Consider the following 26,650-nt stretch of genomic DNA (forward strand, 5'->3'; position numbering starts at 1 on the left):
ATGGATTATATATGAACGCAACGATACAACAGGACGTTGTGCGCCGTCTTGTTCAGGATTTTGAGTTTAAAGAGCGGGATAAGTATTTGCAGCAGGGTGTATGCCCTAAGTGTCGTAAGCGCGAATTATTCACCAGCATAGATAAGCCCTGGATTCTGAAGTGTGGCCGCGAAAATAACTGCGGCCATCAGGTCATTGTTAAAGAGCAGTATCCGGATATATTTGAGGACTGGTCTAAGCGGTATCAGGACACGCCTGAAACCCCACACGCAGCTGCGGAGGCGTATCTGCGTGAGGCCAGAGGACTGGATACCGAACCACTGAAAGGTATTTTCACCCAGGGCGCGTTTGTTAAAGATGGCATGGGATCGGCAACAGTCAAATTTAAGCTGGCATGTGGTGCGACGTGGGAGCGCATTATTGACCAGCCCCAACGCTTTGGTAAGCAAAAAGCCAATATCAAAGGGAGCTATGTTGGTCACTGGTGGGTGCCACCTTCTGTCAACCTGCTGGAAGTGAACGAAATCTGGATCACTGAAGGAATATTTAATGCGCTGAGTCTTTGCCAGGCGGGTTTACCCGCAGTTGCCACACTGAGCAGTAACAATTACCCGTTGGCCGCACTGGATATGCTGGCTAAAGAACTGGGCGAAAAACCGCGCCCACGCCTTGTATGGGCGTTTGACGGTGATAAGGCCGGCACAAAGCACACGCTGGCGTTCGTTGCCCGTAGTGAGGATGCTGGCTGGAAAGTTCGCGCGGCGCAGCCGGTGAAATCATCCTCCAGCCTTGACTGGAATGACCTTCTGCTGCGTGACCGGCTCAGCAAATCGGACATCAAAAATTATCGCTACTATGGCGATATTCTGCTGGCGAAAAGCCCGACAGAAAAAGCCCTGCTCATGCATCAGCATAACGAATGGCATTCGTTTTACTTTGAGCATAATTCCCGCATGTACTGGTTTGAACTGGATCTGGACAGGTACATGCGAGCCTATGAGCGAATCAGTAGCACTGGTAGCGAAGTTATCCAGGACTGGGAAGCCAAAGAACGGGCTGTGAAAGAATCTGGCGGCGTAACAGAAATTGCTAACTGCTGGCTGACTCCGCTCTATTTCCAGCGTTCTGAACCTACAGACGAGTCCTGGTATTACGTTAAGGTCAACATGCCAAACCGGCCAGCAGTGAAGGATACCTTCACGGCGAACCAGCTCACTAGCTCCGCCGAGTTCAAAAAACGTTTGCTGCATATTGCCAAAGGGGCGGTATATACCGGCAGTACCAAACAGCTGGATAAGTTCATCCAGATGCGCCTTCCTGAAATAAAAGAAGTTAAGACGCAGAATTTTATCGGCTACAACAAAGATTATTCTGCGTGGCTTTTTAACCGCGTGGCCGTGAGCGATGGTCGGCTGTATGAGATGAACGATGAAGACTATTTTGAAATCAATCACACCAGTGTAAAAAGCCTGAGCCTGACACCATCGCTGGATCTGAATCCAAAACTGAATGAATTTACCACTGGCTGGATTGACGATATCTGGACGGCATTTGGTGAGAAAGGGTATGTGGCGCTGGCGTTCTGGCTGGGGTCGCTGTTTGCCGAACAAATCCGTGAGCGCGATAAGTCATTCCCGTTTCTGGAAATCGTGGGTGAACCGGGGACTGGTAAATCCACGCTGATTGAATTTCTGTGGAAGCTCGTCGGCCGTGAGGAATACGAAGGGTTTGATCCTTCTAAGTCTACGGCCGCAGCGCGTGGGCGCAACTTTGCCCAGGTCGGCAACTTGCCGGTTGTGCTAATCGAAGGCGACCGCACCACGGATAATGCTAAACAACGTGCTTTTGACTGGGATGAACTGAAATCACTGTATAACGGCCGTGCTTCCCGTGCAGTGGGGATAAAGTCCAACAATAACGAGACATACGAGCCGCCATTCAGGGGCAGTATTGTAATTGCACAGAACGCTGATACAGACGGCAGCAAGGCATTTCTGGAGCGTATTATCCATATCTATACCGATAAGCGCGGGCAGTCCATTCATACGCGCCATGCAGCGGAGCGGCTTGAACAACTGCCCGTCAGCCAGGTATCCGGATTCACATTGCTGGCCACCATGCGCGAAAAAGAAATCATGCAGACGTTCGGCAAGGGGTACGAACGTGCCAGGAATGAGCTGGAGTCTAACAGCAGTATTCGCCATATCCGTATTGCCAAGAATCACGCGCAGCTTGTGGGTTTGCTGGAGGCGCTCGCGCTTGTTGTGCCGGTACCGGTTGAACGCATAGAAAAGACGCGTGAATCGATCACTGCGCTGGCTGTGGAACGCTGTCAGGCGCTTAAAAAGGATCATCCTATGGTTCAGGAGTTTTGGGATCTGTTTGATTACCTGGATGAACTGGCCCCCTACGGCGTCAATCACTCGTCAGATGAAAGTGAAATTGCGGTTAACTTTAACCATCTGGAGGAGGTCGCCGCAGCACACCGGCAGCGAATTCCGTTCACTTTAACGGAAATTAAAAAGCTGTTAAAAAACGGTAATGAACGGCGATTTATCAGACAAAGCACCACGCGCAGCGCGGTTAGTGAGCGCCATAATCGTGGTAAAGGGGATATGCAAAGAATGCCAGACACATTTCGATGCTGGATTTTCAGAAAAGAAAATTAGCAATTGAACATTTTTGCCCCGACACATTAACCATTAAGTTCATGTGTCGGGAACAATTATTTTAAATTAAATCCAGTTTATAAAATCTTCCATTTCATCATAATTTTTAATGACTCCCTTCGCATCTTTGGTGTCATCACATAAGCAATCTAAAAGATTGTCCCATTCGCTTTGTTTTTTACCAAATCCATATACTTGTTCAATGTCGCCAGATTTCCAAATGTATATTCCTTCATTTCTTAGTTTTTGATGAATGATATCAATATATTTTTTTGTTTCTTCATGGTTACATAGTGCAATAAAATCTTTACTTGAGCTGGTTTTTAATGAATCAATTGAAGTAATTGGGTTTTTTAGTTGTAATGAAGCTGGATCTTTTAGTGAGTTTAAAGCAGTTAATAGATCGTCACATTCAGTTCTGAACTTTGCACTATGAGTGGTTGGAAGAATGATGGATAAAAAGTCGCAATCAGCCAGTATTCGTGTTTTTATTCCGATTGCGTTTATCACATCAGCCATTTTAAAGAGGCTTCCCTTACCATCAACAGCTACTATACATGTTCTGCTCGGGTTAAGTTCGCGCCCTCTAATTTTTTTGTATAAAGCGTATAGGACATTTGTTTCAGTTTTTCCTTCAACTAACAACACTTCTTCAGAAAATAGGAAAAGAGATGAATTTGATAGAGTAAATGCTGAATGTAATTGCGGAGAAGATGATTCATATAACTCTTTAATCTTTTCTGAAATAGTTTTTCTGGCAATAGTCCCATCAGCATTTTTACACACCTGGATTGCATTTGGCGCATGTTTAGCTGATAGCATACTTGCTGAGTGAGTAGATATAATTACTTGATATCCGGAATCACTTAATGAAACAAGTGACTCTCTTACTGAATCTATTGCTGATGGGTGTAGGTAAAGTTCAGGTTCATCTATAAAAATTAACGTATTTGATTTTTTAGTATCCTCGCTTTTTTTCTTTATTTCCGCAAGGTATTGGATTAATGCCATTTGAATAGAGCGTTGAGTTCCGTGACCAAATCTGCTTATGTCCCGCATCACAGAACCATCTTCACGATTTTCAAATACCTTTAAGGTTCCTGATTTAAATATATCATCAAGTGTAGGCGTCGGGAAGTGTAGTTTTACGCTCACATCCGGGAAGAATTTATTTACTTTTTCATTAACCCCGGAGTCTATGTTATTTAGGCCGTCTAACCGATTTTCTCCATCATGAGAAAGGTACTTGCCTATTTCTGAAATATTTTGTGAAAACTTTTCTTCATGTTCTTTTTTTATTTCGGAGACGATAGCTAAAAGTATTTTTCCAATTGTGGTTGATGTTTTATATTTAGTGGCATCTTCAACCGCATCAGACATTGCAGGAATATGTATGGGTTCAGGGAATATATTTGATATTGAACCATCAATCCCGCCAGGATTTTTTTTCCAATTAGTACCATCAAAGACATCAATACTTTTTTTTGTCTTTCCTGTTTCTTCGTCAATTTGTTGTGTTCTTAAGAAATTCAATTTTCCATCAATGATAAAAGGTGCTATCTTTTGTTGGTTCTCTTCAGTGAGTAAAGTTAGAGTGTCATCTGTTATACCTTCTATAACTCCTTCTACAGTGACAGGTTTCCTTGGGTCATACATGTCTTCGATGGAAATCGGTGAACCTTCTAAAAGCCATTTTATTGCTAAAATAATATTTGATTTCCCTGCGTTATTATAACCAACTAATGCAGTAAAAGGTCGCAGGACAGCGGTTGTTGACTTGCAAGACCTAAAGTTATTTATATTTACTTTTGTAAGACGCACAGTCATTTTTTATTTCCTTGAGCATTGTGTGATTGTAATATTAAAACTTACTGGATTATTGTATTGCAAATTTAGGAAACATAAACAAAGAAGTAAAGAGAGTGTGATGTGCAATGGTTTTTGGAAAGTTTAAAATAATGGGGTGCAATTATATCTTGCTTTATAATAACGATGTGAAAGGATTTGTGTTGTAAAAGTGAATATGCAAGATAAATTTTAATGCTGTGTTTATGTTAGATAAAACTGATAGCAATAGGCACCAGTATCGGTGCCATTTGTTATGCCGGCGCAGTACCGTCCTGACTCAGAAACTTGAGCATCAGCTGTTTTTGCTGCATATCAAGGCTATTGCAGATAGTGGTGATCAACGCATCGCTGGATTTGGCGCTGGGGCTGATGGTGTGTGAAAACGTCATATTCATCACAAAAGTGTGACCGCATTCAACATCAGTACAGGCGCAATATAAATCAGACAGCTCCTTGTGTTTTCTGGCTGTTTTTTTGATAACAGCCCTTGCCTCACATACCGGACAGTAAACCTTCATTACCCGCATATCCATCGCTCCGGGAGTTGGAAAACGATGATATTTTAGCCTTTTTACGGACATTAATCACCTTCCAGCTCACTGTCTTTCAGGAAATTAAGGTACAGATGGGGCGGTACATCGCTTTCCTGTTCCACTGCGGCGGTAAACATGCGCTGAATGGGTAAAATCTCTGCTTTGCGGTAGGTTTTGGCCGCTTTTTCAATATCTCCCATCACTGCCCCGTTCGTGGGGATGATTCCCGCCAGACCTGCCGGGAAACGGTGTGCGGTCAGTACGTCCTGAGCGCTGATACTTTTCACGTTCTGAAACTCATCTTTGGCGCTGATATCGCCAATCGGGATAAATTTGATAGCATCCGGATCGCCTTTGGGGATGTTCACAAACATGGTACTGAAATTCCCGATACCCTTTGACTGCTCCAGCTTCTGAATGATTTCTTCTTCCACTTCATCAGTCATATTCGGGTCATTGGAATAGAGCACACCGCCCGTGTGAGCGCCGTTGTGATAGTAACGCCGGCGAAAAATCGTGGCTTCACCGTTAAGCAGGGCGGAATGAATGCCGCTGATGTAATCCGGCAGACCATAAATCGCCTGTTGCGGATCGTACTGCTTGAGAAAAATGATATCTTCAGGCGGGTAAATTATCGGTTCACCCTGTTGCAGTACAACAAATTCCCCGGTCTTGCGCTGGCGGGTATAGAGTGCCGGCAGTGGGTGCAGCGCTACCACATCCCCCCAGCCGTTACGCACTTTCAGAATGGCCACATCACCGAACGTCAGCCAGTCAAACACGGCTGCGCCCAGCTGTTCATGAGTCAGGCCTCCGCCATCATAATTTGCTTTCACCATGTTGCGACGGGCATACAGTACACCGCCGTGCTGTGCGTTCAGGTTCACCAGTTGCGCCAGCGCCAGTCGGTCAATCGGGAGCGTCCAGTGTTCCGCTTCATTGTCATACCAGACGTCTGTATAGTTCGTGCCGGTCGTCAGGATGGGTTCCGGTTTACCCAGGGTGACAAGGCTCATGTGTCGCTGCTTGCTCACGGTGCGAGGTTCCCTGTATTTCCGTTTTTTCATGCTGCTTTCCCTAAGTTCCCCCAGCGTGATTTACGCTGGTTTTCAAAGTTTAATGGTTCGTTGTCAATGGCATGGGCGATAGCCCAGAAGCTGTCAGCGTGGCCAGTTTCTGCCGTGCGGTCGGCAACAAAGGTCATGGCGTTACCGCTGGCCGTGGACGTTCTGCGGATGGTCATAAAGCTGGCGGCGATTTCGGTTTTCTCCTTATCCCATTCCACGCGGTTGTCTTCGATAACGTCGATCATCTTCATCACCAGGCGGTTTTTCGTCTCCACACCGTAGCGGATGGCTACCGCCTGGCGTATGGCGAAGTGCTGCACATCTTCAAAGACACCGCTCCCCAGCCCGGTGATATCAATGCCGATGTAGGTCATGTTGTACTGGCCAAACAGCTTTTTAATTTGTGCCGCCTGCCATTTCCAGTTCATCCCCTGCCAATGGAAAACGCGCAGCACGCGGAATTTTTCGACGGCCACTATCGGCGGGGCGACAATTACAAAAGTGGAGGTGTCACCGCTTCGAGCTGGGTCATAGCCCGCCCATACTTCCCGATTACCGAACGGCCGGGGCAGGTTTTCGTCATGATCTTCCCAGATATCCGGATCAATACAGCAGCGTTCCACCTGGGAGAATGAAAAAACGCTGTCTTTGCTGTCCACGAATACGCACATGTACAGCATGTTGAAGGTGTCGCGGTTGTAGCGATTGCGCAGCTTTTCGATGCTGGCCAGATTGAACCCGCCCGCAATCGCGTCTTCCAGCGTGATGATGTAGCGCCACTGGCCATCAGGGCATAACCGCCCGCCGTCACGCAGCTCCTTCTCCGTTGGGAACGCCACGCGTGCGCGTTTCTTGTCGCCGCGTTTCCATTCTTCACCTGTCCAGAACGGGTAAGCCTGGTGCGTTTTGCTGCTGGGGGTGGAAAAGTAGGTGGTGCGCCATTTGTCGTGTGTGGCCATTGCGCTGGCCACTTCGTTTAATTTTGCAAAGTTGGGTACCCAGAAATATTCATCACAGTACAGATGGCCACTGTATGACTGGGCGGTGTTCTTATTGGTGGACAGGAAGCGCAGCTCCGCGCCGTTTGACAGACGGATGGGGTTGCCTGTCAGCTCCACGCCGAAATACTGCTCCGCAATGTTGACGATATAGCTGCGGAATACTTCAGCCTGAGCCTTTGATGCGGACAGGAAGATTTGCGGATCACCCGTCATAACCGCATTCTCAAAGGCTTCTATTGAGAAATACCAGGTTGCACCAATCTGGCGGCTTTTCAGGATGTTCCTGACTTGCTGATGGAGATTGGCGCGAAGGTGTTGCTGGTAGCCGAAAAGGTGCTCGAGCGCGAACCGGTCAAAATCTTCCTGTGTCAGCCCGCTGATATCATTCTTTTTGTATTTGCCACGTTTACGGTTTTTTTCGTCGCCACCGGACTGGCGGGATACCGGCGCATCACTTTCGCTGTGCTTAATTTCCTCCAGCTTTTCCTGATGCTTATTGTGCTGTGCACGCAGTTTCACCAGGTGAGAAACGAGGCTGTCCAGCTCCCGCAGTTCCAGCTCCGATTTCCCCTCACGTAATGTCAGCGACTGAATACGGCGGTTTAATGCGTCTTCTGTTGATTCATGACTGAGTAATTCCGTCCAGCAATATTTCTCCGCCCAGTAATAGACAATGCGTCTGTTAGGCAGATTTAATTCACTGGCAATTTCCTGCGGGGTATAGCGTTTTAAATAAAGCGCCCGCGCAACGCCTTTTAATTCTTCAGAGTATTTAGCCATACGCACATTATGCACGGGCGTTTCTATATTAAATCCCGCTTTATTTCTGATGTGTTCGGCTAATTGCTTATATCCGAAATGAAGTGAATGCGGTGGTTAATTTAATTGGCGATACTGAAAACCGCAGCAGGAAGGGAGGCAATATGTCAGGTTCACAGCTGGCAACAAACTGGATTTGTATCGCCACTGCGGGTGAAACGGTTGATAAGCGAACCATTGAGGAACAGTGGTTACTGGATGCTGCCGAGTTATATGACTACTCACTTTATCCTGCCTTGTTATGGCCGGAACATACCCGTAACTACGGAAATATGGGTGAGGTACTGGAATTAAAAGCTGAACGTGATGATGAAGGAATCTTGCGTTTATATGCGCGTCTTTGCCCGGCTATTTCATTGCTTCAGGCAAATGCAAAAGGTCAGCTTTTATTTTTATCACCGGAGTTTACCCCGGACGGTAATTTCAGAAGTACAGGTAAAACCTATCTTGAGGGGCTGGCTGTTACTGACAGTCCAGCAGGAGTGGGTACTACTCGGCTACGTTTCAGCCGCACAAAAGGAAAACGCATCGGCCCATATAAGCCGCTGGCGTTTGATGAAGTCAGGGAATTTAAAAAGGAAAAGGGAATGTCAAAGACCGCGAAAAAGGGCTGGCGCCATTTTTTCAGTATTGAAGAGCCAGGTCAGGGCACTGAGCCGGATAAGTCGCAGCCTGATGCTTTACAGGCGCTGGCTGAAGCGCTGGATGCCATTGATAAGCGCGTATCTGCAATCGAAACGCGTCTGGGTGAGGCTGAAGAGGCCGTATCTGATGTGCAGGAAGACGTGGACACCGTTAAGGAAGTGGTGGATACCGAAGATTTTGCGCGTCTGGTGGGTAATCTGCCGGAACTGGTGAAGAACTTCAGCAAGCTGAATAACAAAGTCACCCAGTTGCCGGACAAGAAATTCAGCAAGGGCAAGAAAGGCTTCAATTTCCTGTAAGGGATAACACAACTTTTCTTTAAGGAAAAAGAATATGCAATTAAATGCGAAAGCCCGTGAGTTTCTGCGTCAGTACCACACCGGACTGCGTGAATCCTACGGTGCGACCGATGGTGACCGCTGGTTTGCGCTGTCAGATCCGAAAGAAACCCAGATGCGTAATGCGCTGCTGGAAGAGTCTTCTTTCCTGAATCTGTTGACGGTTGCTGATGTTGACCAGTTACAGGGGCAGGTGGTACCGGTCGGCAGTTCTGGCCTGTATACCGGGCGTGTGCTGGATGGCCGTTTCCGTAAGAAAGTGGGCGTCAGCGGGAATGATTACAAACTGGTAGAGACTGATTCATGTGCTGCTCTGACCTGGCAGTTGCTTTCTGTCTGGGCGAACGCCGGCGATGAAAACGAGTTTTTCCAGCGTGTTCAGGAGTTCACCAATCAGGCGTTTGCGCTGGATATGCTGCGTATCGGCTTCAACGGTAAATCTGTTGCAGAGACCACGGATGCCGAAAAGAACCCGAACGGCGAAGATGTGAACAAAGGCTGGCACCAGATTGTTAAAGAGTGGGATGGCGGTAAGCAGATCGTCACCGATTCTGTTGTGCTGGACGGTGACGGCAAGGGTGACTATGTGTCACTCGATGCGATGGCATCCGATCTTATCAATGCCAAGATTCCGGCACAGTACCGTAATGACCCGCGTCTAGTGGTTCTGGTGGGAGCTGACCTGGTGGCGGCGGAGTCGTTCCGTCTGTACCAGAAAGCCGATAAACCCACTGAAAAGATTGCGGCACAACTGCTGTCTGACAGCATCGCCGGCCGCACGGCTTATGTTCCGCCGTTTATGCCTGGTAAACGCATGATTGTTACCACACTGCCTAAGCGCGATGTGCTGTTGCCCCGCTGGATGCCGACCGCACAAACCTGGCTGGAAAGTGACAGTACGCATCAGAATCCCGTTTTTGCCTGGTGTGTCGTCTGGCTGTTTGATACCGGCCAGTTTGATCAGGCGCTGGACTGGGCGGATGTGGCTATCGAGCGGGGGCAGGAAACCCCGGCCGCGTTCGGCAGTGCGTTTCCGGTATTTGTGGCTGATACGGTACTGGCCTGGGCGGAGATGGAAGCCGCACAGGGGCTGGATGTGGAGCCGTATTTCAGCCGTACGCTGGGAAACGTTTTGCAGCACTGGAATGTGTATGAAGTCATTAAGGCCAAATACCAGAGCATCATTGCCTGACCATCCCATCAGCCCGCGCATATTGCGGGCTTTTTTGTACCCGCTCCCAGACCTCACCAGACGCATTCTGAGCACCGCTATTATCTGCACCCGTTCATCCCAACTTAATTAACTTTAGAAGCACAGCAAGGCGCTGATGCAGCCTGCCGCGACGAAATAACGACGGAAGTGACGAAAACGGCGCTACACCGCACCCGCCTGCGGTTTTCGTGTTGAGAATGATTTCAGTTTTTCCGGTGGTACAAAACACATCGCCAGACCGCGCCAGTACTGGGGCTTTGGCGGTAGTTCGCCAACTGAAATGTGTGAAACAGATTTCAAGGATTTCAGTTTTTATGCGATTGCCGGCTGTGGGTGAAAAATATCGGAGCCTGATTACATGCGGGAACAACAGCGATTACGTGACTTTTTACGTAACGGCCGCAGCGAGATCAGGTAAGTGGGGGAAAGTGTCCAGGCCTTATCTGGCGCGCTCTGACGTGGAATGGCAGTGAAATGCGGAACTGAAATACTTTGCACAGTCTGAACCATCGCCATACCGGCATTAACGTACCCGCGCCAGTGCTCAAATCACTAACAGATAGATATACAAAATAACCAACAAGTCAGGGTGATTTCTGACCACTCTTGGTTTTTTCAAAAATTTAGGGGGAGCATCGGAAAACCGTCACAAACGTCACAAGATTTAAAAATAGTATCTATATATATGATATATATAAGTAAATTACTATATTGAAAACCATCACAAAACTATCACAACAGCATCACAGTGTGACGGTCTCAAAACATCACAACTCTGTTTTATAACTCACTGAATTTATTGGGTGTGACGGTTTACGTTACGTTTTGTGATGGTTTTACCGTCACAGCATTTATTCAGGATAATCAGTTGGTTAATGTGTGATTTTGAGAGGCGTGATGGTTGTGACGGTTTTCCGATGGCCGTCTTAAATATGAGAAGCGGGGGGGGACAAATTCATTAACATTATGCAGATACAAAAAAGCCCCAGAGAATGGGGCTATTGCGTCGTTTACTGGTCGTCTTGTTTGGGCTTCACAACCACTGATGCCAGCTTGTCGATCAGACGTTCGCAAGCCTCAACATCTTTCAGACTCCGCAATTTTACCTTTGCTGTTTTCGGTTCATCACCGCGAGTGCAAAGATTCAGTTCGATTTCAACATCATTCCTGTTCAGTAACCCCATAATAACCCCTGCTAACTTCCTTGCCTGAGTGGCCAGTTCAAAGATGAAATCGAGTTTATCCGGGGCGTTTGCGGAAAAGCAAATCGTATGGCCAACATCAAAGCCGTTACTTTTGAAGTAATCTTGTATTGAAGTTGAAAGTTCAGGAGGGCAAACAAGCCGAACGCCGGCTAGTTTTGACTGGTGTAATGGTGCTCCTTCTAACTCTTGCATTTAAGACTCCATATGAAAAAACCCCAGATTCGGGGTTTTTTGTTGTCGATGTGGTCGATATGTGGACGTTGGTTGAAATAAATCCTTTTATTTCAATATGCTACAGTGAAATAAAACGCGCCCGAAGGCGCGTTGGCGATACACTCAATGTAAGGGACTACTCTTCTTCTGCTTCGACGAAGTTGGCGTCTTTTACTGAAGTTGTTGCACGACGGGCTTCGCCTTTGTGCTGCACTTTATTGAGCTGCCGTTCCAGCTTGTTGATCAAATCATTAATGGCGGTGTACATATCTTCGTGTTTTGCGCTGGCGACCAGATGTCCGTTCGGTGTATTGATGGTGGCATCAGCAGTGAAACCCTGTGGCTCCTTAGACAGAATGATATGTGGATTAATTAGGTGAGTTTGCCATTTATCCAGTTTGGAGAGACGGTCTGCGACATGCTGGCGAATTGCCGGAGTAATTTCCATTTGTTTACTGGTAATGTTCATTGTCATAAATTTTACCTCTTGTCTTTCCCGTCTTGGTGAACCCAGCATACCGTTCCTAATGTCAAAATGTGTGATTTAAATCACATTTTTTTGTCACTTTTTGTCAGGGATATCTTTTTGTGAGGCATCGCAGGAACAGGGGATCTTTTACTTGAGGAATACCTGAAAGCAGGCCATATTTGATAGGATGCGTTGCAGCTAAACCGCTTCAGTTGCGGCGTTTACGGATAACAAAACGGCAGCCATTGGGCTGCCGTTTTGTTTTGCATTCGGAGATGAATCAGGTGTTGCTGCTGTTAGCGGCAATAATTTTCGCCACTTTGTCAGCCTGAGCATTCATCTGCAACTGACGATAGGCATTTTCCATCAGCGGCAAAGCATCACGCGTTGCCTGGGTATCCGGGTAGTCGCGCATCATTCCCTCTACGCGGTTCACGACGGCAATCCATGCGCCACGCGCGGTGTAATAATCGGCAACAGAGTATTCGTATTTCGCCAGACGGTCTTTCAGGAACACCAGACGCTTGGTGGCATCGGTTGTGTATTGGCTGTTCGGATAGCCACGCACCAGTTTGGAGAAATCGTTGAACGCAGCTCGGGCGTGTTGTGGATCGCGATCGCTGCGATCAACACCAAAGAAGCCTTGCAGCGCACTGTCATCCAGCGCCATATTGGTCAGGCCGCGCATATACATGACATAATCAATATTTGGGTGCGTTGGATTAAGACGGATAAAACGATCGATAGCAGCCTGAGCCAATGGCAGATCGGCGTTTTTGTAGTAGGCGTAGATGAGATCCAACTGCACCTGCTGGGAATACGGTCCAAATGGATAACGGTTATCCAACGCTTCCAATTGCGTTATTGCCTGTTTCCAGTTACCGTCCTGCAGCTTTTGCTGAGCAGTCGCGTAGATTTCATTAGGCGGATTATCGGGCACCTCTTCCGTTGAACCAGAGCAACCCGCCAAAAACAGGCTCAACGTGGCTGCTGCCACCAGATATTTCATGCGCGTCATGACGTTTTGACTTTCCTCAAAATGTAATACGGGAGATTCTCTGTTCCTGCTCCCGGTTAAGACCAGCTACAATAGCACACTATATTAAACGGCAAAGCCGTAAAACCCAACGTTAAACGAAGAAGCAGTTTATGGCACAACGAGTAGAACTCACCGCAACAGTCTCCGAAAATCAGCTCGGTCAACGCTTAGATCAGGCTTTGGCCGAATTGTTCCCTGATTATTCGCGTTCACGCATAAAAGAATGGATCCTCGACCAGCGAGTGCTGGTAAATGGGCATCTTTGCGATAAACCGAAAGAAAAAGTATTGGGCGGAGAACGTGTCTCCATCAATGCTGAAATTGACGAAGAAATTCGTTTTGAAGCGCAAGATATCCCGTTGGATATCGTCTATGAAGATGACGACATTCTTGTCATCAACAAACCACGTGACTTCGTGGTGCATCCTGGTGCAGGTAATCCTGATGGCACGGTACTGAATGCGTTACTGCATTACTACCCGCCAATCGCGGATGTCCCGCGTGCGGGGATTGTGCACCGTCTGGATAAAGACACCACCGGATTAATGGTTGTCGCAAAAACTGTCCCGGCGCAAACGCGTCTGGTGGAGTCATTGCAGCTGCGTGAAATCACGCGTGAGTACGAAGCCGTGGCGATTGGTCATATGACTGCGGGTGGTACGGTAGAAGAACCGATCAGCCGTCATCCAACCAAACGTACGCATATGTCTGTGCATCCAATGGGTAAACCGGCGGTGACTCACTACCGTATTATGGAACACTTCCGTGTGCACACGCGTCTGCGGCTGCGTCTGGAAACCGGACGTACGCACCAGATCCGCGTGCACATGGCGCATATTACCCATCCGCTGGTGGGCGATCAGGTTTATGGCGGCCGTCCGCGTCCACCGAAAGGGGCATCGGACGAATTTATTTCTACGCTGCGTAAGTTCGATCGCCAGGCGCTGCATGCCACCATGCTGCGTCTTTATCATCCGATCTCCGGTATCGAAATGGAGTGGCATGCGCCGATCCCGCAGGATATGGTCAAACTCATTGAAGTCATGCGCGCTGATTTTGAAGAACATAAGGATGATGTTGCCTGGTTATGAGTAAGCTAATTGTCCCGCAGTGGCCACTGCCGAAAGGCGTTGCGGCCTGCAGTTCTACACGTATTGGGGGTGTCAGTTTGCCTCCTTACCATTCGCTGAACCTGGGTGCCCACTGTGGCGATAACCTGGAACATGTCGAAGAGAACCGAAAACGACTGTTTACTGCGGGCAATCTGCCTTCGAAGCCGGTCTGGCTGGAGCAGGTGCACGGTAAGGATGTGCTGAAACTGACGGGTGCGCCCTATGATTCTAAAAGGGCGGATGCGTCGTACAGCAACACGCCAGGCACCGTTTGCGCAGTGATGACGGCGGATTGCCTGCCCGTGCTATTTTGTAATCTCGCCGGAACGGAAGTGGCGGCAGCCCACGCGGGGTGGCGTGGATTGTGTGAAGGCGTACTGGAAGAAACCGTTGCCTGCTTTGCTGATAAACCGGCAAACATTATGGCCTGGTTAGGTCCAGCCATCGGTCCTGCGGCTTTTGAGGTAGGGCCTGAAGTTCGTGACGCGTTTATGGAGAAAGATGCGAAGGCGCAGGCTGCCTTTTTGCCACGCGGAGAAAAATATCTGGCGGATATTTATCAGCTTGCACGTCAGCGCCTGACAAACGTCGGGATCACCCACATTTATGGTGGCGACCGCTGCACATATAGTGAAAGTGAGACATTCTTCTCTTATCGCCGCGACAAGACCACTGGTCGGATGGCAAGTTTTATTTGGCTGATATAACCTAAAGAATCAAGACGATCCGGAACGCGCCGTTTTCTTTTCACATAATTCAGGTCATTCACCTTGAATAATTGAGGGATGACCTCATTTAATCTCCAGTAGCAATTTTGACCTGTTATGGGAGGAGTTATGCGTCTGGATCGTCTTACTAATAAATTCCAGCTTGCTCTCGCCGATGCCCAGTCACTCGCACTGGGGCACGACAACCAATTCATCGAACCTCTTCATCTAATGAGCGCCTTGCTGAATCAGGAAGGGGGTTCGGTTCGTCCTTTATTAACGTCTGCTGGCATCAATGCTGGCCAGTTACGCACCGCGATTGATCAAGCGCTGAGCCGTCTACCGCAAGTGGAAGGGACCGGTGGCGACGTGCAACCGTCTCAGGAGCTGGTGCGTGTACTGAATCTTTGCGACAAGCTGGCGCAAAAACGTGGGGACAACTTTATTTCGTCGGAACTGTTCGTTCTGGCGGCGCTTGAGTCTCGCGGCACGCTGACCGACTTATTGAAATCGGCTGGGGCAACAACGGCCAATATCACTCAGGCAATTGAACAAATGCGCGGAGGTGAAAGCGTGAACGATCAAGGGGCTGAAGACCAACGCCAGGCCTTGAAAAAATACACCGTCGATCTGACCGAGCGTGCCGAACAAGGCAAACTCGATCCGGTTATTGGCCGTGATGAAGAAATTCGCCGTACCATTCAGGTACTGCAACGCCGTACCAAAAACAACCCGGTACTCATCGGTGAGCCCGGTGTGGGTAAAACAGCGATTGTGGAAGGGCTTGCTCAGCGCATCATTAATGGTGAAGTGCCGGAAGGTTTAAAAGGCCGTCGCGTACTGGCGCTGGATATGGGGGCGCTGGTAGCCGGGGCAAAATACCGCGGTGAGTTTGAAGAGCGCCTGAAAGGTGTGCTGAACGATCTCTCGAAACAGGAAGGCAACGTCATCCTGTTTATCGACGAATTGCACACCATGGTGGGCGCAGGTAAGGCCGATGGCGCAATGGACGCCGGGAACATGCTGAAACCGGCCCTGGCTCGTGGTGAACTGCACTGTGTGGGCGCGACGACGCTGGATGAGTATCGCCAGTACATCGAAAAAGATGCTGCGCTGGAACGTCGTTTCCAGAAAGTGTTTGTTGCCGAACCGTCAGTGGAAGATACCATCGCGATTCTGCGTGGTCTGAAAGAACGTTATGAGCTGCATCACCATGTGCAGATAACCGACCCGGCCATTGTGGCGGCGGCAACGTTGTCGCATCGTTATATTTCGGATCGTCAACTGCCGGATAAAGCTATCGACCTTATCGATGAGGCTGCCTCCAGCATTCGTATGCAGATTGATTCCAAGCCGGAAGAGCTGGACAGACTCGATCGCCGTATCATCCAGTTAAAGCTGGAACAGCAGGCGTTGATGAAAGAGTCTGATGAGGCGAGCAAAAAACGCCTCGATATGCTCAACGAAGAACTGGACGACAAAGAACGTCAGTATTCGGCGCTGGAAGAAGAGTGGAAAGCCGAGAAAGCATCACTCTCCGGAACACAAACCATCAAAGCCGAACTGGAACAGGCGAAAATCGCCATTGAACAGGCGCGTCGTGTTGGCGATCTGGCGCGGATGTCTGAACTGCAGTACGGCAAAATTCCAGAACTGGAAAAACAGCTGGAAGCAGCCACTCAGTCTGAAGGTAAAACCATGCGCCTGTTACGTAATAAAGTGACAGATGCAGAAATTGCCGAAGTGCTGGCGCGCTGGACGGGTATCCCGGTTGCCAGAATGCTCGAAGGCGAGCGTGAGAAACTGCTGCGTATGGAGCAGGATCTGCATAACCGCGTAATTGGTCAAAATGAAGCGGTTGAGGCGGTATCGAACGCGATTCGTCGTAGCCGTGCGGGTCTGGCTGACCCTAACCGTCCGATTGGTTCGTTCCTGTTCCTTGGGCCGACCGGTGTTGGTAAAACCGAACTGTGTAAAGCGCTGGCTAACTTTATGTTCGACAGCGACGACGCGATGGTGCGTATCGACATGTCCGAGTTTATGGAGAAACACTCTGTATCTCGTCTGGTCGGTGCGCCTCCGGGATATGTGGGTTATGAAGAAGGGGGCTATCTGACAGAAGCGGTACGTCGTCGTCCTTATTCCGTCATCCTGCTGGATGAAGTGGAAAAAGCGCACCCGGATGTGTTCAACATTCTGTTGCAGGTGCTCGACGACGGTCGTTTGACTGACGGGCAGGGGAGAACGGTCGACTTCCGTAATACGGTGGTCATCATGACCTCTAACCTGGGGTCTGATTTGATCCAGGAACGTTTCGGTGAACTGGATTACGGGCATATGAAAGACCTGGTGTTGGGCGTGGTCAGTCACAACTTCCGGCCGGAATTCGTTAACCGTATAGATGAAGTTGTGGTATTCCATCCGTTGGGTGAACAACACATTGCTTCTATTGCCCGGATCCAACTGCAGCGTCTGTACAAACGTTTGGAAGAGCGTGGTTATGAAATCCACATCTCTGACGAGGCGCTTAAACTGCTGAGCGTGAATGGCTACGATCCTGTCTACGGGGCGCGTCCATTGAAACGTGCTATCCAGCAACAGATCGAAAACCCGCTGGCGCAACAAATCTTGTCTGGTGAGCTGATTCCGGGCAAAACGATTCGTCTGGAAGTGAATGACGATCGCATCGTGGCAGTGCAGTAAGTCACAAAACAATAAAAACGGGCCCTGTGGGGCTCGTTTTTGTTTAAAAACCAGGCGAATATAGGCGCTCATTGTGATTTTTGATTGAAAAGTAATCGCTTGATAAGTTTTTTGTATTTTGGGCTTGTCAGCCGGAAATAACTCCCTATAATGCGCCTCCACTGACACGGAACAACGGCACACAAGCCGCCGGGTCAGCGGGGTTCCACTGAGAACTCCGGCAGAGAAAAGCAAAATTAAATGCTTGACTCTGAATGAGGAGAGCGTATTATACGGGACCTCGCAACGGTGAGCGAAAGCCGCGTTGCACTGCTCTTTAACAATTTATCAGACAATCTGTGTGGGCACTCGAAGATACGGATTCTTAACGTCGCAAGACGAAAAATGAATACCAAGTCTCAAGAGTGAACATACGTAATTCATTACGAAGTTTAATTCACGAGCATCAAACTTAAATTGAAGAGTTTGATCATGGCTCAGATTGAACGCTGGCGGCAGGCCTAACACATGCAAGTCGAACGGTAGCACAGAGGAGCTTGCTCCTTGGGTGACGAGTGGCGGACGGGTGAGTAATGTCTGGGAAACTGCCCGATGGAGGGGGATAACTACTGGAAACGGTAGCTAATACCGCATAACGTCGCAAGACCAAAGAGGGGGACCTTCGGGCCTCTTGCCATCGGATGTGCCCAGATGGGATTAGCTAGTAGGTGGGGTAACGGCTCACCTAGGCGACGATCCCTAGCTGGTCTGAGAGGATGACCAGCCACACTGGAACTGAGACACGGTCCAGACTCCTACGGGAGGCAGCAGTGGGGAATATTGCACAATGGGCGCAAGCCTGATGCAGCCATGCCGCGTGTATGAAGAAGGCCTTCGGGTTGTAAAGTACTTTCAGCGGGGAGGAAGGCGATACGGTTAATAACCGTGTCGATTGACGTTACCCGCAGAAGAAGCACCGGCTAACTCCGTGCCAGCAGCCGCGGTAATACGGAGGGTGCAAGCGTTAATCGGAATTACTGGGCGTAAAGCGCACGCAGGCGGTCTGTCAAGTCGGATGTGAAATCCCCGGGCTCAACCTGGGAACTGCATCCGAAACTGGCAGGCTAGAGTCTTGTAGAGGGGGGTAGAATTCCAGGTGTAGCGGTGAAATGCGTAGAGATCTGGAGGAATACCGGTGGCGAAGGCGGCCCCCTGGACAAAGACTGACGCTCAGGTGCGAAAGCGTGGGGAGCAAACAGGATTAGATACCCTGGTAGTCCACGCCGTAAACGATGTCGACTTGGAGGTTGTGCCCTTGAGGCGTGGCTTCCGGAGCTAACGCGTTAAGTCGACCGCCTGGGGAGTACGGCCGCAAGGTTAAAACTCAAATGAATTGACGGGGGCCCGCACAAGCGGTGGAGCATGTGGTTTAATTCGATGCAACGCGAAGAACCTTACCTACTCTTGACATCCACGGAATTTAGCAGAGATGCTTTAGTGCCTTCGGGAACCGTGAGACAGGTGCTGCATGGCTGTCGTCAGCTCGTGTTGTGAAATGTTGGGTTAAGTCCCGCAACGAGCGCAACCCTTATCCTTTGTTGCCAGCGGTTCGGCCGGGAACTCAAAGGAGACTGCCAGTGATAAACTGGAGGAAGGTGGGGATGACGTCAAGTCATCATGGCCCTTACGAGTAGGGCTACACACGTGCTACAATGGCATATACAAAGAGAAGCGACCTCGCGAGAGCAAGCGGACCTCATAAAGTATGTCGTAGTCCGGATCGGAGTCTGCAACTCGACTCCGTGAAGTCGGAATCGCTAGTAATCGTGGATCAGAATGCCACGGTGAATACGTTCCCGGGCCTTGTACACACCGCCCGTCACACCATGGGAGTGGGTTGCAAAAGAAGTAGGTAGCTTAACCTTCGGGAGGGCGCTTACCACTTTGTGATTCATGACTGGGGTGAAGTCGTAACAAGGTAACCGTAGGGGAACCTGCGGTTGGATCACCTCCTTACCTTAAAGAACCTGCCTTTGTAGTGCTCACACAGATTGTCTGATGAAAAGTAAATAGCAAGGCGTCTTGCGATTGAGACTTCAGTGTCCCCTTCGTCTAGAGGCCCAGGACACCGCCCTTTCACGGCGGTAACAGGGGTTCGAATCCCCTAGGGGACGCCACTTGCTGGTTCGTGAGTGAAAGTCACCTGCCTTAATATCTCAAAACTGACTTCCGAGTCATGTTTGAGATATTTGCTCTTTAAAAATCTGGATCAAGCTGAAAATTGAAACGACACACTGTGTCTGTTCTCCGTAATAAGAACAGACAAGCGGTGTGTTCGAGTCTCTCAAATTTTCGCAACACGATGTGTTTTACGAAACACCTTCGGGTTGTGAGGTTAAGCGACTAAGCGTACACGGTGGATGCCCTGGCAGTCAGAGGCGATGAAGGACGTGCTAATCTGCGATAAGCGTCGGTAAGGTGATATGAACCGTTATAACCGGCGATTTCCGAATGGGGAAACCCAGTGTGATTCGTCACACTATCATTACGTGAATACATAGCGTAATGAAGCGAACCGGGGGAACTGAAACATCTAAGTACCCCGAGGAAAAGAAATCAACCGAGATTCCCCCAGTAGCGGCGAGCGAACGGGGAGCAGCCCAGAGTCTGAATCAGCATGTGTGGTAGTGGAACGGTCTGGAAAGTCCGGCGATACAGGGTGATAGCCCCGTACACAAAATCGCATGTGTTGTGAACTCGAAGAGTAGGGCGGGACACGTGGTATCCTGTCTGAATATGGGGGGACCATCCTCCAAGGCTAAATACTCCTGACTGACCGATAGTGAACCAGTACCGTGAGGGAAAGGCGAAAAGAACCCCGGCGAGGGGAGTGAAAAAGAACCTGAAACCGTGTACGTACAAGCAGTGGGAGCCTTGATTTATCAGGGTGACTGCGTACCTTTTGTATAATGGGTCAGCGACTTATATTCTGTAGCAAGGTTAACCGAATAGGGGAGCCGAAGGGAAACCGAGTCTTAACTGGGCGTTAAGTTGCAGGGTATAGACCCGAAACCCGGTGATCTAGCCATGGGCAGGTTGAAGGTTGGGTAACACTAACTGGAGGACCGAACCGACTAATGTTGAAAAATTAGCGGATGACTTGTGGCTGGGGGTGAAAGGCCAATCAAACCGGGAGATAGCTGGTTCTCCCCGAAAGCTATTTAGGTAGCGCCTCGTGAACTCATCTTCGGGGGTAGAGCACTGTTTCGGCTAGGGGGTCATCCCGACTTACCAACCCGATGCAAACTGCGAATACCGAAGAATGTTATCACGGGAGACACACGGCGGGTGCTAACGTCCGTCGTGAAGAGGGAAACAACCCAGACCGCCAGCTAAGGTCCCAAAGTCATGGTTAAGTGGGAAACGATGTGGGAAGGCACAGACAGCCAGGATGTTGGCTTAGAAGCAGCCATCATTTAAAGAAAGCGTAATAGCTCACTGGTCGAGTCGGCCTGCGCGGAAGATGTAACGGGGCTAAACCATGCACCGAAGCTGCGGCAGCGACACTATGTGTTGTTGGGTAGGGGAGCGTTCTGTAAGCCGTTGAAGGTGGCCTGTGAGGGTTGCTGGAGGTATCAGAAGTGCGAATGCTGACATAAGTAACGATAAAGCGGGTGAAAAGCCCGCTCGCCGGAAGACCAAGGGTTCCTGTCCAACGTTAATCGGGGCAGGGTGAGTCGACCCCTAAGGCGAGGCCGAAAGGCGTAGTCGATGGGAAACAGGTTAATATTCCTGTACTTGGTGTTACTGCGAAGGGGGGACGGAGAAGGCTATGTTGGCCGGGCGACGGTTGTCCCGGTTTAAGCATGTAGGCGGAGGTTCCAGGTAAATCCGGTTCCTTATTAACGCTGAGGTGTGATGACGAGGCACTACGGTGCTGAAGTAACAAATGCCCTGCTTCCAGGAAAAGCCTCTAAGCATCAGGTAACACAAAATCGTACCCCAAACCGACACAGGTGGTCAGGTAGAGAATACCAAGGCGCTTGAGAGAACTCGGGTGAAGGAACTAGGCAAAATGGTGCCGTAACTTCGGGAGAAGGCACGCTGATATGTAGGTGAAGCGACTTGCTCGTGGAGCTGAAATCAGTCGAAGATACCAGCTGGCTGCAACTGTTTATTAAAAACACAGCACTGTGCAAACACGAAAGTGGACGTATACGGTGTGACGCCTGCCCGGTGCCGGAAGGTTAATTGATGGGGTTATCCGTAAGGAGAAGCTCTTGATCGAAGCCCCGGTAAACGGCGGCCGTAACTATAACGGTCCTAAGGTAGCGAAATTCCTTGTCGGGTAAGTTCCGACCTGCACGAATGGCGTAATGATGGCCAGGCTGTCTCCACCCGAGACTCAGTGAAATTGAACTCGCTGTGAAGATGCAGTGTACCCGCGGCAAGACGGAAAGACCCCGTGAACCTTTACTATAGCTTGACACTGAACACTGGTCCTTGATGTGTAGGATAGGTGGGAGGCTTTGAAGTGTGGACGCCAGTCTGCATGGAGCCAACCTTGAAATACCACCCTTTAATGGCTGGTGTTCTAACGTAGACCCGTGATCCGGGTTGCGGACAGTGTCTGGTGGGTAGTTTGACTGGGGCGGTCTCCTCCTAAAGAGTAACGGAGGAGCACGAAGGTTAGCTAATCCTGGTCGGACATCAGGAGGTTAGTGCAAAGGCATAAGCTAGCTTGACTGCGAGAGTGACGGCTCGAGCAGGTGCGAAAGCAGGTCTTAGTGATCCGGTGGTTCTGAATGGAAGGGCCATCGCTCAACGGATAAAAGGTACTCCGGGGATAACAGGCTGATACCGCCCAAGAGTTCATATCGACGGCGGTGTTTGGCACCTCGATGTCGGCTCATCACATCCTGGGGCTGAAGTAGGTCCCAAGGGTATGGCTGTTCGCCATTTAAAGTGGTACGCGAGCTGGGTTTAGAACGTCGTGAGACAGTTCGGTCCCTATCTGCCGTGGGCGCTGGAGAATTGAGGGGGGCTGCTCCTAGTACGAGAGGACCGGAGTGGACGCATCACTGGTGTTCGGGTTGTCATGCCAATGGCATTGCCCGGTAGCTAAATGCGGAAGAGATAAGTGCTGAAAGCATCTAAGCACGAAACTTGCCCCGAGATGAGTTCTCCCTGAGACTATAAGTCTCCTGAAGGAACGTTGAAGACTACGACGTTGATAGGTCGGGTGTGTAAGCGTAGCGATACGTTGAGCTAACCGATACTAATGAACCGTGAGGCTTAACCTTACAACGCCAAAGGTGTTTTGGCGAAGAGACCAATAATCAGCTTGATACAGATTAATCGACAGACCGTAGAGGTGTGTTGAAAACAGAATTTGCCTGGCGGCTGTAGCGCGGTGGTCCCACCTGACCCCATGCCGAACTCAGAAGTGAAACGCCGTAGCGCCGATGGTAGTGTGGGGTCTCCCCATGCGAGAGTAGGGAACTGCCAGGCATCAAACAAAAGCGAAAGGCTCAGTCGAAAGACTGAGCCTTTTGTTTTATCTGCTGTTTGTCGGCGAGCGCTCTCCGGAGCAGGACAAAATCGTCGGGAACGATTTTGAATGCCGTTTACGGAGGCCCGGCAGGGGCGAGTATCAGGATGATACGAGTACTATGGAGTCGGTAGCGGATTTGAACGTTGCGCAGCACCGGCCCGCCATAAACTGCCAGGCATCAAACAAGTGAAGAAGCCCATCCTGACGGATGGGCTTTTTTGCGTCTGTGGTCTGCGGAAAATGCCGGATGGCGCTGCGTTTCTCAGACCAGATCCGGTATACGGGTTAGTCGATCCTGCTCTGGCTTATACCTCTAAATCGTTGGCCTGCTAATTAAAAGCTAGATTCCTGTCACATATTTATATATAACAATTATATAACATTTTATTCACTTCAAGTGACAATAATAAGCGCCGATATTTTCGGTTGGATCCTTGGCAGGAGTACAATTCTAATGACTGAAAGCAGTGTAACTGCGAACGGGTCACTGACTGACAGTGATACCCGTCGTCGCATATGGGCTATTGTGGGGGCATCATCCGGGAATCTGGTCGAATGGTTTGATTTCTATGTGTACTCGTTCTGCTCTCTCTACTTCGCCCACATTTTCTTCCCATCAGGAAATACGACGACTCAGCTTTTGCAAACTGCCGGCGTTTTTGCCGCAGGGTTCCTGATGCGTCCTATCGGTGGATGGTTATTTGGTCGCATTGCCGATAAACACGGTCGTAAAAAATCGATGCTGTTGTCGGTTTGTATGATGTGCATGGGATCGCTTGTGATCGCCTGCTTACCCGGCTACGAAACCATTGGCACCTGGGCTCCGGCGCTTTTGTTACTGGCTCGTTTGTTTCAGGGCTTGTCTGTTGGCGGGGAGTACGGAACCAGTGCAACCTATATGAGTGAAGTGGCTGTGGAAGGTCGCAAAGGGTTTTATGCCTCATTCCAGTATGTCACGTTGATCGGCGGACAACTTCTGGCATTGTTGGTTGTTGTGGTTCTCCAGCAAACGCTGGATGATGCCGATCTAAGAGCATGGGGCTGGCGTATACCGTTTGCGTTGGGGGCGGCATTGGCCATTGTCGCGTTGTGGTTACGTCGCCAACTGGATGAAACGTCTCAGCAAGAGACGCGCGCACTGAAAGAGGCGGGGTCGTTGAAGGGATTATGGCGTAATCGTAAAGCGTTCATGATGGTGCTGGGTTTTACCGCTGCAGGTTCGCTCTGTTTCTACACCTTCACAACGTATATGCAGAAGTATCTGGTCAATACCGCCGGAATGCATGCCAACGTGGCAAGCGGAATTATGACGGCGGCATTGTTCGTTTTTATGCTTATTCAGCCTTTGATTGGTGCGCTATCGGATAAAATCGGGCGACGGACATCGATGTTATGTTTTGGCTCTCTGGCCGCTATTTTTACTGTGCCGATTCTCTCGGCATTGCAGAACGTCACTTCGCCTTATGCCGCCTTTGGACTGGTCATGTGCGCATTGCTCATCGTGAGTTTTTACACCTCAATTAGCGGGATCCTGAAGGCTGAGATGTTCCCGGCACAGGTGCGTGCGTTAGGCGTTGGTCTTTCTTATGCCGTGGCGAATGCGTTGTTCGGGGGTTCTGCTGAATATGTTGCGTTGTCGCTGAAGTCCATTGGTATGGAGACGTCATTCTTCTGGTACGTTACAGCTATGGCTGTCGTGGCATTTTTTGTTTCATTGATGCTGCATCGTAAAGGCAAAGGTCTGCGTCTTTAGTCATGAGCCATTTGCCAGACGGTGTAACCTGTGGTTGCGCCTGCGACATCCCAGGCAAAATCTTTCCAGCTCCAGCCGCTTCCTTCGGAGCGGCTGTCCCATAATTCTTTTGATGCACCGAGGCTGACGGAAAACATCAGACCGAATGCGGCACTGCGATCGCGGCTCATTCCCTGGCGCTGAGCGTATTCATTTCCTGCGGCGGAGAGCATAGCAGAAGCGATAAAATGTTGCGCTTTATCCTGTCCGCTCCAGCGGTCATTCGCCATATGGCTACAACCGGTAAGAAGCAGAACAACAATAAGGATAAAGAAGCGCACCGACACCTCCACAGGAAAAACCCCGTCACTGGACGGGGTTTTGTTTACAGAATACGGCTAATTAATTTGTCGATTCGAATGCGGCGTAGTCGACGGATCAGCTTGCGGACTTTAACGGGGTAGTCGGCAATACTCTGCAGGTCGCGATAATGCTTAACAATCGTAGTATGCGTGCGGATAAGCTCCAGCTCTTTCTCACGCTGAGGTGCTAACTCTTGTTTTGGATCGTGGATCAATATCGCGTTTTCAAGATCCAGGCGCCAGGCCCGAGGATTCAGGTTGTTACCGGTGATGAGCATCCATTTGTCATCGACCCACATCCCTTTCAGATGATAGGTATTGTCGTCATCCTTCCACAGGCGCACAACGAGTTGATCGGTATTAACGTAATATTGCAGACGGCTCAGGAAGCGACGCAGGTTAATCTCGTAAAGATAAGGAAGCGCGCCGATGATTTTGAACGGTTCATTCTCGGGGATGAAAAAGTCGTTCGCCGTTTTATCACCGACAATGATCTCGACCTTTTTGCCATCACGCAGTAACTGAATAATGCTGCGCACCAGAACTGCAGGCAGGTTGAAATACGGTGTACAGATAGTGAGCTTTTGCTCCGTGCACGGCATAAGATGGAAAATCGTCTTGTTCAGCAGACTGGATTTCCCTAATCCGACCAGGGGTGTCACGGACAGTTGCTCGTTATCGGCATCTCCCTGGAAATGGTATGACGCATCGCGTAGCTCCTGGCGGAACAAACGGATGTCATTTTTAATCTCAGGGCTTTTCGGACGATGCATATCATCCAGACGGTTCACGCCACGGCCGTTCATCAAATTCTGAGTGACCCACTCATACATGATGTCCGCCATTTGCGCATTGCGAATGAGCTGATAACGGTCGTAACGGTATTTATCATGTTGATGCAGATAAACATCGTTCAGGCTGGCGCCGCTATAGATGACGCTGTCATCGATAATAAAGCCTTTAAAATGCAGGACACCAAGCGCTTCCCGCGTGTTAACCGGTACGCCGTAGACGGGGATCTCAATACCGGGGTTTTCTTGCGCCACTCGGCAATACCAGTCAGCGTTGGTGTTGGACGCTGCTGCGCCAATACGCCCACGCTGCGCACGATGCCAGTCGACAAGCACCCGGACATCCAGCTCGGGACGCTGCCGTTTAGCCGCATAAAGCGCGTCGAGTATGCCTTTGCCGCCATCATCCTGTTCAAGATACAGGGCAATAATGCAAATACGTCGTGTCGCGCTGGCTATTTTCTCCAGCAGAGCCTCCCTGAAATTAGCGGGAGCATAAAAGAAATCTACATCATCAACTGACTGAGAAATCTTAGGTAGTTGGGCAAGGTGTTGTTGATGTTTATTACGCTTAAATTTTGACAACATCACAGTGCATTTCTTCTCTGTTCATTGAAGGGTCCTCTGTACTATGCAGACGACATAAGCGGG

The 26,650-nt window shown here is 49.6% G+C and carries 17 protein-coding genes, 1 tRNA gene and 3 rRNA genes; 12 read left to right on the top strand and 9 right to left on the bottom strand.

The features are described 5' to 3' along the window. The first annotated feature begins 11 nt into the window (after positions 1-11). Complete coding sequence (locus tag JM656_RS05720; RefSeq protein ID WP_203360356.1) at positions 12-2,669, top strand: toprim domain-containing protein; 2,658 nt, start codon at positions 12-14, stop codon at positions 2,667-2,669. Positions 2,670-2,735: 66 nt separating this feature from the next. On the opposite strand, the gene JM656_RS05725 is transcribed toward JM656_RS05720, so the two are convergent. From JM656_RS05725 to JM656_RS05740, 4 genes are all read right to left on the bottom strand, one after another. Next, positions 2,736-4,496, bottom strand: coding sequence for an ATP-dependent endonuclease (locus JM656_RS05725; RefSeq protein WP_203360357.1), 1,761 nt, complete (start codon positions 4,494-4,496; stop codon positions 2,736-2,738). 272 nt (positions 4,497-4,768) lie between these two features. Continuing rightward, positions 4,769-5,098 carry an ogr/Delta-like zinc finger family protein gene (locus JM656_RS05730; protein WP_203360358.1) on the bottom strand — a complete coding sequence of 110 codons (330 nt, stop codon included), beginning with the start codon at positions 5,096-5,098 and terminating at the stop codon, positions 4,769-4,771. After that, on the bottom strand, positions 5,098-6,117 hold the full coding sequence (locus tag JM656_RS05735; RefSeq protein ID WP_203360359.1) for a phage portal protein: 1,020 nt from the start codon (positions 6,115-6,117) through the stop codon (positions 5,098-5,100). Before JM656_RS05735 ends, JM656_RS05730 begins: the two co-directional genes overlap by 1 nt. Continuing rightward, positions 6,114-7,898 (bottom strand): terminase large subunit domain-containing protein, encoded by a 1,785-nt coding sequence (locus tag JM656_RS05740; protein WP_203360360.1) that lies wholly within the window; start codon positions 7,896-7,898, stop codon positions 6,114-6,116. The genes JM656_RS05735 and JM656_RS05740 overlap by 4 nt, the downstream gene beginning before the upstream one ends. A gap of 143 nt (positions 7,899-8,041) precedes the next feature. On the opposite strand from JM656_RS05740, the gene JM656_RS05745 reads away from it, so the two are divergent. Further along, positions 8,042-8,881: a GPO family capsid scaffolding protein gene (locus JM656_RS05745; RefSeq protein WP_203360361.1), complete on the top strand. Its 840-nt coding sequence runs from the start codon at positions 8,042-8,044 to the stop codon at positions 8,879-8,881. A 34-nt stretch (positions 8,882-8,915) separates the two neighbouring features. After that, positions 8,916-10,112 carry a phage major capsid protein, P2 family gene (locus tag JM656_RS05750; RefSeq protein WP_238929201.1) on the top strand — a complete coding sequence of 399 codons (1,197 nt, stop codon included), beginning with the start codon at positions 8,916-8,918 and terminating at the stop codon, positions 10,110-10,112. 1,031 nt (positions 10,113-11,143) lie between these two features. On the opposite strand, the gene JM656_RS05760 is transcribed toward JM656_RS05750, so the two are convergent. From JM656_RS05760 to bamD, 3 genes are all read right to left on the bottom strand, one after another. Then, on the bottom strand, positions 11,144-11,530 hold the full coding sequence (locus JM656_RS05760) for a hypothetical protein (RefSeq protein ID WP_203361356.1): 387 nt from the start codon (positions 11,528-11,530) through the stop codon (positions 11,144-11,146). 157 nt (positions 11,531-11,687) lie between these two features. Continuing rightward, positions 11,688-12,026 (bottom strand): ribosome-associated translation inhibitor RaiA, encoded by a 339-nt coding sequence (gene raiA / locus JM656_RS05765; protein WP_162382704.1) that lies wholly within the window; start codon positions 12,024-12,026, stop codon positions 11,688-11,690. A gap of 274 nt (positions 12,027-12,300) precedes the next feature. Further along, the gene (bamD, locus tag JM656_RS05770) at positions 12,301-13,038 is read right to left on the bottom strand and encodes an outer membrane protein assembly factor BamD (RefSeq protein WP_203360362.1); all 738 of its coding nucleotides are present in this window, start codon (positions 13,036-13,038) and stop codon (positions 12,301-12,303) included. A gap of 131 nt (positions 13,039-13,169) precedes the next feature. Here bamD and rluD point away from each other — a divergent pair, with 131 nt between their 5' ends. From rluD to kgtP, 9 genes are all read left to right on the top strand, one after another. Continuing rightward, positions 13,170-14,150, top strand: coding sequence for a 23S rRNA pseudouridine(1911/1915/1917) synthase RluD (gene rluD, locus JM656_RS05775; RefSeq protein WP_203360363.1), 981 nt, complete (start codon positions 13,170-13,172; stop codon positions 14,148-14,150). Continuing rightward, complete coding sequence (gene yfiH / locus JM656_RS05780) at positions 14,147-14,878, top strand: purine nucleoside phosphorylase YfiH (RefSeq protein ID WP_203360364.1); 732 nt, start codon at positions 14,147-14,149, stop codon at positions 14,876-14,878. The genes rluD and yfiH overlap by 4 nt, the downstream gene beginning before the upstream one ends. Before the next feature lie 129 nt (positions 14,879-15,007). Continuing rightward, complete coding sequence (gene clpB / locus JM656_RS05785) at positions 15,008-17,581, top strand: ATP-dependent chaperone ClpB (protein ID WP_203360365.1); 2,574 nt, start codon at positions 15,008-15,010, stop codon at positions 17,579-17,581. Between the two features lie 453 nt (positions 17,582-18,034). Beyond that, positions 18,035-19,576 (top strand): 16S ribosomal RNA (locus JM656_RS05790). An 85-nt stretch (positions 19,577-19,661) separates the two neighbouring features. Next, positions 19,662-19,737 (top strand) — tRNA-Glu (locus JM656_RS05795). Between the two features lie 216 nt (positions 19,738-19,953). Beyond that, a 23S ribosomal RNA gene (locus JM656_RS05800) occupies positions 19,954-22,863 on the top strand. A gap of 92 nt (positions 22,864-22,955) precedes the next feature. Beyond that, positions 22,956-23,071: ribosomal RNA gene (rrf, locus tag JM656_RS05805) — 5S ribosomal RNA — on the top strand. The 16S, 23S and 5S rRNA genes sit together here with 1 tRNA gene alongside, the layout of an rRNA operon. A gap of 229 nt (positions 23,072-23,300) precedes the next feature. Further along, a complete protein-coding gene (locus tag JM656_RS05810) occupies positions 23,301-23,447 on the top strand; it encodes a hypothetical protein (RefSeq protein ID WP_203360366.1) in 147 nt (48 codons plus the stop codon). 121 nt (positions 23,448-23,568) lie between these two features. Further along, on the top strand, positions 23,569-24,867 hold the full coding sequence (gene kgtP / locus JM656_RS05815; RefSeq protein WP_203360367.1) for an alpha-ketoglutarate permease: 1,299 nt from the start codon (positions 23,569-23,571) through the stop codon (positions 24,865-24,867). Here the strand turns inward: kgtP and JM656_RS05820 are convergent. Both JM656_RS05820 and pssA read right to left on the bottom strand, forming a co-directional pair. Then, entirely contained in the window at positions 24,864-25,136 is a 273-nt protein-coding gene (locus JM656_RS05820; RefSeq protein WP_370552330.1) for a YfiM family lipoprotein, read from the bottom strand. The genes kgtP and JM656_RS05820 overlap by 4 nt on opposite strands. A 95-nt stretch (positions 25,137-25,231) precedes the next feature. After that, positions 25,232-26,587: a CDP-diacylglycerol--serine O-phosphatidyltransferase gene (pssA, locus tag JM656_RS05825; protein ID WP_203361226.1), complete on the bottom strand. Its 1,356-nt coding sequence runs from the start codon at positions 26,585-26,587 to the stop codon at positions 25,232-25,234. Between the last annotated feature and the right edge of the window lie 63 nt (positions 26,588-26,650).

Origin of the sequence: Citrobacter sp. R56, from assembly GCF_016811995.1 — a bacterium.
GTDB lineage: Bacteria > Pseudomonadota > Gammaproteobacteria > Enterobacterales > Enterobacteriaceae > Citrobacter_D > Citrobacter_D enshiensis.